Origin of the sequence: Prevotella merdae, from assembly GCF_900290275.1 — a bacterium.
Lineage (GTDB): Bacteria > Bacteroidota > Bacteroidia > Bacteroidales > Bacteroidaceae > Prevotella > Prevotella merdae.
The window spans coordinates 1-2,158 of record NZ_LT985339.1; the positions used below are offsets into that span (position 1 = coordinate 1).

Here is a 2,158-nt window from a genome sequence, read left to right on the forward strand (position 1 = left end):
GTAATATACATATAATGTATATATATAATAAGGTGTGCACCTCATGTTTCTCTTTCTTGTATAGAAACATGTAGTGCACACCCTTTTCTTTTTATTTCTCCTTAAAATAGCTTCCTTCCGGCATTGCGCGGTCAGAAGCCATGCACATATTGAAGCGTTCTCTTGATTTTCTTTCGCGTCTGAACATCTCTTCTGTGCCTTTTGCGTCCTCGCAGAACGATAGATGATTGTCTATGCCCATGTCGGCAGCCATGCCTTCAACGTCAAGGTTGTCGGTACCTATAAAGGTAAAGGTCCAGCCTTGCTTCTTAAGCTTGTCTATAAGGTTCTTTATCATCTTGAGATTATACTCCTCGCTGCAGTTCTCCTCGCCATCCGTAATAATGGTCACCAGCACCGAATCCTCGTCAGTTGTCTGCGCGTTTATCTTTGCTATGCCCATGCCAATAGCATCGTACAGCGGCGTTGCACCACCTGGATTATATTCGTCGCGTCCAAGCTTGTGAGCCATATCGGCTGTAACGTTGTCGTATATCAGGCGCTTGTGCGAACTGTCAAACGTTATCAGCGTAACGTGCTGCTCAAGTTCCTTGTGTGTCTTTTGCATCTTTCCGATTGTCTCAAGTGTCTCGTTGATGCCCATCAGAGCCTGCTTCTGGATTATTGCCATGCTGCCACTCTCGTCTACTACCAATAGATTAAATACTCGTTTCATAATTCTTGTGTGTTTTAAAAGTTCTACTTATATCCCTTAAAAGAAATATGAAGCAGAAAAATTAAGTTGTCCACACAAAAAAAAACGAGATTTTCTTCTATCATTCGTATTTCTTGTGGAATATCAGCAAGCATATTGCGCCTGCCAAAGCCATTGGCACACCTATAAGTGCCGGATAGTTGTAGCCCAATCCTATTGATACTGGTATGCCTCCAAGGAATGCTCCAAGAGCGTTGCCAAGGTTAAAGGCTGCCTGTATACAGCAACCTCCAAGCATCTCGCCTCCTTCACTATGCTTTACTATAAGGTATTGCTCAGGCGAGCCTATGCCGAAGAGACAAGCGCATATGTCAAACATCAGTATGGCTGATATATATCCGTTGGACGACAGAAAGAATGTTGCCAACAGCGCAAGTGCCGCTATCAACTGCAAGTAGAATGTAAAGCGTCCCGGCTGAATGCGGTCGGCTACAAACGCACTTACTTGGTTGCCCACAACCATACCAAGTCCTGCAAGAATCATAAGTAGCGATATGCTTGCAGCGCTGAATCCTCCATTCACCTGCAATAATGGCGATATGTAGCTAAACCAGCACAGTATGCCTCCGTTGCCAAGGAACGTGGCGGCTATGATAAGCCATGGGGCAGGACTGCGCATAAATCTGAATTGTGCCTTCATGCCGTTGTTTGGCAATGCCTCTACATCTGGCACCCAGCGGTATATCATATATAATGTAACGAGAGCCATCACGGTAGACATGGCAAATGGCATACGCCATGAGATGATATGGCTTAGGAATGTTCCCAGCGGAACACCTATAAGATTGGCAAAGGGCATGCCGGCACACATCATGGCTACTGCTTTGGTGCCCTTGCCTTTATCGGCTATCTTTACTGCCACTATTGCGCCCGTACCAAAGAAGGCTCCGTGGGGCAGACCTTGTACAAAACGGGCGCATAGCAATAAACCGTAGCTTGGAGATATTGTGGCAATAGCTGAGCCCAAGACTATGAGCGACGAAAGAAACAGCAGTATGTTTCTTGGACGATACTTGTGCATGAATATCAGCGAGAATGCACCGGCGCACACGCCTAAGGCATAAATCGAAATAAGATGTCCGGCTTGTGGTATCGATACTCCCATGTTGTGTGCCACATCCGTCAATATTCCTTCAATTATAAACTCGGCTATGCCAAGGGTGAAGGTGCCCAAGGCAAGGGCGAATAGTCCTTTCTTCATAAATCAATATCCTTTTTATGCTGCAAAGTTAAGTAACTGTTCAAAATTAATTTTACAAATATGAATAATTCACGAATAAGTTCGTACCCACAGACGCCAAGGCCCTGTTCGTACAATAGAAAAGCGAGTCCGTAGTCTCGTAATCTATCGGTCTTATCCATTTGCCCTTAAGTATACGCCAAAGAATCTCGGCAGGATTAAGT

The 2,158-nt window shown here is 44.9% G+C and carries 2 protein-coding genes; both read right to left on the reverse strand.

Annotated features, from left to right (window positions below):
- Window positions 1-91: 91 nt before the first annotated feature.
- Window positions 92-715, reverse strand: a complete 624-nt coding sequence (locus C9991_RS16465; RefSeq protein WP_106813552.1) for a vWA domain-containing protein — start codon at window positions 713-715, stop codon at window positions 92-94.
- A gap of 100 nt (window positions 716-815) precedes the next feature.
- Window positions 816-1,955, reverse strand: a complete 1,140-nt coding sequence (locus C9991_RS16470) for an MFS transporter (protein ID WP_106813553.1) — start codon at window positions 1,953-1,955, stop codon at window positions 816-818.
- Window positions 1,956-2,158: the final 203 nt, after the last annotated feature.

Bases quoted from the DNA above. Each gene is read 5' to 3' on its own strand.
- C9991_RS16465 (WP_106813552.1), bottom strand. From the start codon at position 715: ATGAAACGAGTATTTAATCTATTGGTAGTAGACGAGAGTGGCAGCATG.
- C9991_RS16470 (WP_106813553.1), bottom strand. From the start codon at position 1,955: ATGAAGAAAGGACTATTCGCCCTTGCCTTGGGCACCTTCACCCTTGGC.